The organism is Nonomuraea sp. NPDC023979 (genome assembly GCF_040639085.1).
GTDB classification, from domain to species: domain Bacteria; phylum Actinomycetota; class Actinomycetes; order Streptosporangiales; family Streptosporangiaceae; genus Nonomuraea; species Nonomuraea ceibae.
On record NZ_JBEZZG010000029.1, the window covers coordinates 54,482 to 60,660 of the forward strand.

Below are 6,179 nucleotides of genomic sequence, written 5' to 3' on the forward strand. Positions count from 1 at the left end.
CTTGCGCGGGGCGGGCCTGGTTCACCTCACAACACCCCCCACCGCGGGGGGGGCGGCCCGGCCGGGCCGCCCCTCCCTCTTTGCGTCTCAGGCCCAGAGCTGGCCTTCGAGCCGCTGCTCGGCCTCGTCCAGCGTGCCTTCGTACGCGCCCGTGGACAGGTACTTCCAGCCGCCGTCGGCGACCACGAACACGATGTCGGCCCGCGCGCCCTCCTTGACGGCCTTGCGCGCCATGCCCAGCGCGGCGTGCAGGGCGGCCCCGGTGGACACGCCGGCGAAAATGCCCTCCGACGCCAACAGCTCGCGGGTGCGGCGCAGCGCGTCGGCCGACCCCACCGAGAAGCGCGTGGTCAACACGGACTCGTCGTACAGCTCAGGGATGAAGCCCTCGTCCACGTTGCGCAGCCCGTAGACGAGCTCGCCGTAGCGCGGCTCGGCGGCCACGATCCGCACGTCCGGCACCCGCTCGCGCAGGAAGCGGCCGACGCCCATGAGGGTGCCGGTCGTGCCGAGCCCGGCCACGAAGTGCGTGACGGACGGCAGGTCCGCCAGGATCTCCGGCCCGGTCGTCTCGTAGTGGGAGCGCCAGTTGGCCGGGTTGCCGTACTGGTAGAGCATCACCCAGTCGGGATGCTCCGCCGCCAGGCCCTTGGCCACCCGCACCGCCTCGTTGGAGCCGCCCGCCGCGGGCGAGGAGATGATCTCCGCACCCCACATGCGCAGGAGCTGGCGGCGCTCCTCGGAGGTGTTCTCCGGCATGACGCAGATCAGCTTGTAGCCCTTGAGCTTGGCGGCCATCGCCAGCGAGATGCCGGTGTTGCCGCTGGTGGGCTCCAGGATCGTGCAGCCGGGGGTGAGGAGGCCGTCCTTCTCCGCCTGCTGCACCATCCACAGCGCCGGCCGGTCCTTGATCGAACCGGTCGGGTTGCGGTCCTCCAGCTTGGCCCACACCCGCACGTCAGCGCTCGGCGACAGCCGGGGCAGGCCGACCAGCGGGGTGCGGCCCACCGAGTCGATCAGCGAGTCGAAGCGCATGTCACCCGCCGGCGACGGCCGGCAGCACGGTCACCGTGTCGCCGTCGGACAGCGGGGTGCCGAGACCGCCGAGGAAGCGCACGTCCTCGTCGTTGAGGTAGACGTTGACGAACCGGCGCAGGCCGGACTCGTCCACCAGCCGGTCCTTGATGCCCGGGTGGCGGGATTCCAGGTTGGTGATCAGGTCGTCGAGGGTGGCGCCCTCGGCGTCGACGGCCTTGGCGCCGTCGGTGTAGTTACGCAGGATGGTCGGAATGCGAACCTCGATGGCCATCGCTGTCAGTCTCCTCGGATCAGGGTCGTCCCATCGGCGGCAACGCCGAATGCTGGCTGGCGAATTCCGGCTCAGCGACAGTCGTAGACGACAACGGCAGGGGTGTGCGCGAAGAGGAAACTCTGCACCGGCCTGACCATCATGGGATGAACCTTACCTCTTCCTCGGAAATCTCTCCGTCGAGGATCCGGTACGAGCGGAACTCCACCTGGTCCTCGTCCCGCGTGGAGACCAGAACGTAGTGGGCGTTCGGCTCGGAGGCATAGGAGACGTCGGTGCGCGACGGGTAGGCCTCCGTCGCGGTGTGGGAGTGGTAGATGACGACGGGCTCCTCGTCGCGGTCGTCCATCTCCCGCCACACGCGGAACTGCTCCATCGAGTCGAACCGGTAGAAGGTCGGCGAACGCTCGGCGTTCTCCATCGGGATGAACCGCTCCGGCACCCCGTTGCGCCCCGCGATCACGCCGCACGCCTCGTCGGGGTGGTCGGCCCTGGCGTGGGCAACGATCTTGTCAACCAGTTCCTGCGAGATCGTCAGCATGCTGCGGAAGTTACCAGAGCGCGCGCACCAGGCTGTCCTGGAGGTAGGTCAGCCAGTCATAGGTGACGAACGCCGGATAGCGGGGATCGTCCTCGGACATCTTCTCGATCTCCTCGTGGATCTCCTCCGTCACGCCCAGCTTGGTGCCGAGCGTCAGCCGCACGTCGTTGAGCGCCCGCAGCCACGCCTGCGCCTGCTCGGGCGTCAGCTCGCCGCGCCCCGGCTCGGCCGTGTCGAGCAGCGTCTGCGCGTCGGCCCGCTTGCCGTCGCGCAACGTCGCCTCGGTGTAGCGGCGGAACTCCGACGCGTCCTGCGCGTCCTCGTACGCCGACGGGAACAGCCGGGCCAGCACCGGATCGGACGGCGCCACTCCCCCGCCGATGCCCAGCGCCCGCTCCAGCGGGTCGTCGCTCGTCTCGCCCGGCGCCACCAGGCCCAGCACCATCGACACCAGCGAGCGCAGCAGCGCCACCTCGCCCGCCTCGAACGTGGCGACCACCTTGCCGCCCCGGCCGGCGGAGAACCCGGAGCTCACGTGGCCGAGTCCGGCTGGACGGTGGCCCACAGGCCATAGGAGTGCAGGATCTGCACGTCGCGTTCCATCTCCTCGCGGGTGCCGCTGGACACCACGGCCTTGCCCTTCTGGTGGACGTCCATCATCAGCTTCTCGGCCTTGGCCTTGGGGTAACCGAACACGGTCTGGAAGACGTACGTCACGTACGACATCAGGTTGACCGGGTCGTTCCAGACGATCGTGACCCATGGCAGATCGGGCCGGACGTCCGTTGCCGGGCGCTCGACGGTGGTTGGAGAGGTGCTACCCACATCCAGCAGTCTGCCCTATGTGAGCCGTAGTCTTCGACTCGTGAGGATGAGCATGAGCACCGCGTTGCTGACGGATCACTATGAGCTGACGATGCTCCAGGCGGCCTTGCGGAGCGGCGCCGCGCACCGGCGGGCGGTCTTCGAGGTGTTCGCCCGCCACCTGCCCGGCGGGCGCCGCTACGGCGTCGTGGCCGGCACCGGACGCGTCCTCGACGAGCTCGAACGCTTCCGCTTCGGCGAGGAGGAGCTCGCCTTCCTGCGCGACAACCACGTAGTCGACCAGCCCACCCTCGACTTCCTGGCCGACTACCGCTTCTCCGGCGACGTCTACGGCTACCGCGAGGGCGACCTGTACTTCCCGGCCTCCCCCATCATGGTCGTCGAGGGCACGTTCGCCGAGGCCGTGCTGCTGGAGACCGTGATCCTGTCCGTTCTGAACCACGACTGCGCCATCGCCTCGGCCGCCTCCCGCATGAGCGTCGCCGCCGGCAAACGGCCGCTCATCGAGATGGGCTCGCGCCGCACCCACGAGCGCGCCGCCGTCGCCGCCGCCCGCGCCGCCTACCTGGCCGGCTTCGCCTCCACCTCCAACCTCATGGCCGGGCACGTGTACGGGGTGCCGACCGCGGGCACGGCCGCGCACGCCTTCACCCTGCTGCACGACTCCGAACGGCAGGCGTTCGAGACCCAGATCGCCTCACTCGGGCCCGAGACCACGCTGCTCGTCGACACCTACGACGTGGCCGAAGCCGTCCGCACCGCCGTCGAGCTGGCCGGCCCCAAGCTCGGCGCCGTCCGCATCGACTCCGGCGACCTGGCCGCCGCCGCCCAGGAGGTCCGCGAGCAGCTCGACGCCCTCGGCGCCTTCGACACCCGCATCCTGGTCACCTCCGACCTGGACGAGTACGCCATCGCCGCGCTGGCCGCCGCGCCCGTCGACGGCTACGGCGTCGGCACCTCCCTGGTCACCGGCTCCGGCGTGCCCACCGCCGCCCTGGTCTACAAGCTCGTGGCCCGCGAGACGGCCACCGGCAAGCTGGAGCCCGTGGCCAAACGCTCGGTCGGCAAGCCGTCACGCGGCGGGCGCAAGGAGGCCTACCGGCTGCTCGACGACACCGGCCACTACGAGACCGAGCTCGTCACCACCTCCGGCCTCGTCCCCGAGGGCGGCATCCCGCTGATGCACGAGCTGGTGCGCGACGGCCGGGTCGTCGGCCGCGAACCGCTCGACGAGGCCCGCGCCAGGCACGCCGACGCCGTCGCCCGCCTGCCGCAGGACGCCCTCCACCTGGGCAGGGGGTACGCGGCCATCCCCACCGAGTTCGCCTGACGTATCGTGAGCCGTATGGGAACCGCGCTGATCATCGTGGACGTGCAGAACGACTTCTGCGAGGGAGGCAGCCTGCCCGTCGCGGGCGGCTCCGAGGTGGCCGCCGCCATCACCCGCCACGTCGCCGAGCACGGCTACGACCACGTCGTGGCCACCCGCGACTACCACGTCGACCCGGGTGACCACTTCTCGGCCGCGCCCGACTTCGTCGCCTCCTGGCCCGCCCACTGCGTCGCCGGCACCCCCGGCGCCGACTTCCACCCCGCCTTCGACGTCGCGGCCGTCGAGGAGGTCTTCAGCAAGGGCGCCCACGCCGCCGCCTACAGCGGCTTCGAGGGCACCAGCGGCGACGGCGTCCCGCTCGCCGACTGGCTGGCCGAGCACGGCGTCCACGACGTCGACGTGGTCGGCATCGCCACCGACCACTGCGTCCGCGCCACCGCCCTCGACGCCGTCAAGCACGGCCTCGCCGTGCGCGTCCTGCTCGACCTGACGGCCGGGGTCGCCCGCCAGACCACCCAGGCGGCGCTCGCCGAGCTCGACGCCGCCGGCGCCACGCTCCACGGCGCCCCGATCGTCCGCTGACACCCGGGGGGACCGGCCTCCGGCGGGCGGCAGGTCCCTGGCGGCGAACTGCGCCGGCCCTAGTTCAGGTCTGCGGGCAACACGGTGAAGCAGTCACCCCACAGCGGCTTCATCGCCCGGAAATGCCGCTGATCCAACGTCAGCACCCGGGTCGTCCTGTGGCGGGCTCCCAGCACCGCGATGGAGGCGTCGGCCAGGCCGATCTCCATGTCGGCGTAGCGGCCGATGAGGTCGGCCGCCTCCATGACCTCGTGCCGCGTCATCGGCATGAGGTCGTAGACGCCGTCGGCCACCTCGCGCAGGTAGTCGAGCTCCGCGCGCGGGCCGATCCTGGTGCGGAGCATGTAGTCGAGCTCCCCCAGCACGAACGGCGAGAGCAGGATGGGCCCCCGCTCGGTCTGCAGGACGCTCCTGGCCGCCTCGTGCTCGGCGGCGGCGCGGTCGATGGCGGCGAACAGGCCGCTGGTGTCGACGATCAGCATCAGCCGATACCGTCCCGTCCGAAGCCCTCGGCCAGGACCTCGTCGACGCTGCGGGCCATCCCCGGGTCGTTGCTGTCGAAGAGCGGCAGGCGTGGCCGGGGACGCTCACCGACGATCTCGTCGCTGAGCACGCGCGCGATCGCGTCGCGCATGTAGTCCTCCTCGGACAGGCCGTGCGCCCGCGCCGCCTCGGCGACGCGGTGCTTCATGTCCTCGGGCAGGTACAAGCTCACCTCTGGCACCTTTCTACGTTAGCTCGGCACCCATGTGCCGTCACCGATCACGAAGAGTACGCATTCGGCAACGCTCTGGTCGGGCGAGTTTCCAGATACGCGAAAGGTGCTCCCGATACGGGAGGAGGATCGTTCTACCGGGGTGGCAGTTTCTCCAGCCAGGGATGATCCCCCAACTCCTCGGTGAGGGCCGCGGCCAGCCAGGACCGCTGTTCGCCGGTGAGCAGGGGCGCCAGGTGGGCGAAGTCGGCGTCGTCCTTGGGGCGGCGGTGCTTGGCCTTGTAGAGGAGCTGGATCTCGGGCGCCAGCCGGGGCGGCCCGGCGTCGCGGACGACGACGGTGTCGAGGGGCCGCCGGATGCCGGGGGCGCGCCGGTAGACCCAGTCGTCGCCGTCGGACTCGTCCAGCATGAGCTGGAGCCGCCACGGCCCGCCGGTCGCCTCGCGTACCCAGATGTCGTGCACCCGGGCGGGCAGCGTCTCGTCCACGGGCCAGGGGCGCAGGGAGCCGGCGGGGTCGGCCGCCCAGCAGTCCCAGCCGGACAGGAGCCGCCGCACGGCGAGGTGGTCGCGCCGCAGCACGCCGACGTCCACGTCGCCGTGCTCGCGGAAGGCGCGTCCGACGGCGAGTTCGACGGCGTGGCCGCCGCCGATCCACCAGGGCGCGTCCAGGCCGGCGAAGATCCGGGCGACCTCGGACACCGAAATCGGCTCCCAGGGGTGGTCGACAGGGGACATGCGGATCACCTCCAGCGAGGGTCCAGCCTAACGGCGGACCGGCGGCCCCGCGCGGGGCCGCCCGGGCGGGGGGGGGCACGGTGACCCGGTTTAAGGTCCGGCCGGCGGGCGCGCCGCCCGGGCCCGAGCGGGCCCCC

At 71.4% G+C, this 6,179-nt stretch carries 10 protein-coding genes; 2 read left to right on the plus strand and 8 right to left on the minus strand.

What is annotated here, in order from left to right; translation table 11 throughout:
* Positions 1-87 precede the first annotated feature (87 nt).
* The 5 genes from AB0G11_RS36495 to clpS form a co-directional block, all read right to left on the minus strand.
* Positions 88-1,035 (minus strand): cysteine synthase, encoded by a 948-nt coding sequence (locus tag AB0G11_RS36495; RefSeq protein ID WP_219510380.1) that lies wholly within the window; start codon positions 1,033-1,035, stop codon positions 88-90.
* A 1-nt stretch (position 1,036) separates the two neighbouring features.
* Positions 1,037-1,309, minus strand: a complete 273-nt coding sequence (locus tag AB0G11_RS36500) for a MoaD/ThiS family protein (RefSeq protein WP_219510378.1) — start codon at positions 1,307-1,309, stop codon at positions 1,037-1,039.
* Positions 1,310-1,448: 139 nt separating this feature from the next.
* Positions 1,449-1,850, minus strand: a complete 402-nt coding sequence (locus tag AB0G11_RS36505) for a M67 family metallopeptidase (RefSeq protein WP_219510377.1) — start codon at positions 1,848-1,850, stop codon at positions 1,449-1,451.
* Positions 1,851-1,860: 10 nt separating this feature from the next.
* Positions 1,861-2,385, minus strand: coding sequence for a DUF2017 domain-containing protein (locus AB0G11_RS36510; protein WP_357591269.1), 525 nt, complete (start codon positions 2,383-2,385; stop codon positions 1,861-1,863).
* Positions 2,382-2,675, minus strand: a complete 294-nt coding sequence (gene clpS, locus AB0G11_RS36515; protein WP_219510375.1) for an ATP-dependent Clp protease adapter ClpS — start codon at positions 2,673-2,675, stop codon at positions 2,382-2,384. Before clpS ends, AB0G11_RS36510 begins: the two co-directional genes overlap by 4 nt.
* A 46-nt stretch (positions 2,676-2,721) precedes the next feature.
* Between clpS and AB0G11_RS36520 the strand changes: the two genes are divergently transcribed.
* Together AB0G11_RS36520 and AB0G11_RS36525 are read left to right on the plus strand one after the other, a co-directional pair.
* Positions 2,722-4,005: a nicotinate phosphoribosyltransferase gene (locus AB0G11_RS36520; protein WP_219510374.1), complete on the plus strand. Its 1,284-nt coding sequence runs from the start codon at positions 2,722-2,724 to the stop codon at positions 4,003-4,005.
* A 15-nt stretch (positions 4,006-4,020) separates the two neighbouring features.
* A complete protein-coding gene (locus AB0G11_RS36525; protein ID WP_219510373.1) occupies positions 4,021-4,590 on the plus strand; it encodes an isochorismatase family protein in 570 nt (189 codons plus the stop codon).
* Between the two features lie 59 nt (positions 4,591-4,649).
* Here AB0G11_RS36525 and AB0G11_RS36530 read toward each other — a convergent pair whose 3' ends face one another.
* The 3 genes from AB0G11_RS36530 to AB0G11_RS36540 form a co-directional block, all read right to left on the minus strand.
* Positions 4,650-5,072 carry a VapC toxin family PIN domain ribonuclease gene (locus AB0G11_RS36530; protein WP_357591270.1) on the minus strand — a complete coding sequence of 141 codons (423 nt, stop codon included), beginning with the start codon at positions 5,070-5,072 and terminating at the stop codon, positions 4,650-4,652.
* Entirely contained in the window at positions 5,072-5,305 is a 234-nt protein-coding gene (locus AB0G11_RS36535; RefSeq protein WP_357591271.1) for a CopG family transcriptional regulator, read from the minus strand. Before AB0G11_RS36535 ends, AB0G11_RS36530 begins: the two co-directional genes overlap by 1 nt.
* A 134-nt stretch (positions 5,306-5,439) precedes the next feature.
* A complete protein-coding gene (locus AB0G11_RS36540; RefSeq protein WP_357591272.1) occupies positions 5,440-6,042 on the minus strand; it encodes an amino acid transporter in 603 nt (200 codons plus the stop codon).
* Between the last annotated feature and the right edge of the window lie 137 nt (positions 6,043-6,179).

Excerpts from the sequence above, each read along its gene's own strand:
- AB0G11_RS36495 (WP_219510380.1), bottom strand. The coding sequence starts at position 1,035 with ATGCGCTTCGACTCGCTGATCGACTCGGTGGGCCGCACCCCGCTGGTC.
- AB0G11_RS36500 (WP_219510378.1), bottom strand. The coding sequence starts at position 1,309 with ATGGCCATCGAGGTTCGCATTCCGACCATCCTGCGTAACTACACCGAC.
- AB0G11_RS36505 (WP_219510377.1), bottom strand. The coding sequence starts at position 1,850 with ATGCTGACGATCTCGCAGGAACTGGTTGACAAGATCGTTGCCCACGCC.
- AB0G11_RS36520 (WP_219510374.1), top strand. The coding sequence starts at position 2,722 with ATGAGCATGAGCACCGCGTTGCTGACGGATCACTATGAGCTGACGATG.
- AB0G11_RS36525 (WP_219510373.1), top strand. The coding sequence starts at position 4,021 with ATGGGAACCGCGCTGATCATCGTGGACGTGCAGAACGACTTCTGCGAG.
- AB0G11_RS36530 (WP_357591270.1), bottom strand. The coding sequence starts at position 5,072 with ATGCTGATCGTCGACACCAGCGGCCTGTTCGCCGCCATCGACCGCGCC.
- AB0G11_RS36540 (WP_357591272.1), bottom strand. The coding sequence starts at position 6,042 with ATGTCCCCTGTCGACCACCCCTGGGAGCCGATTTCGGTGTCCGAGGTC.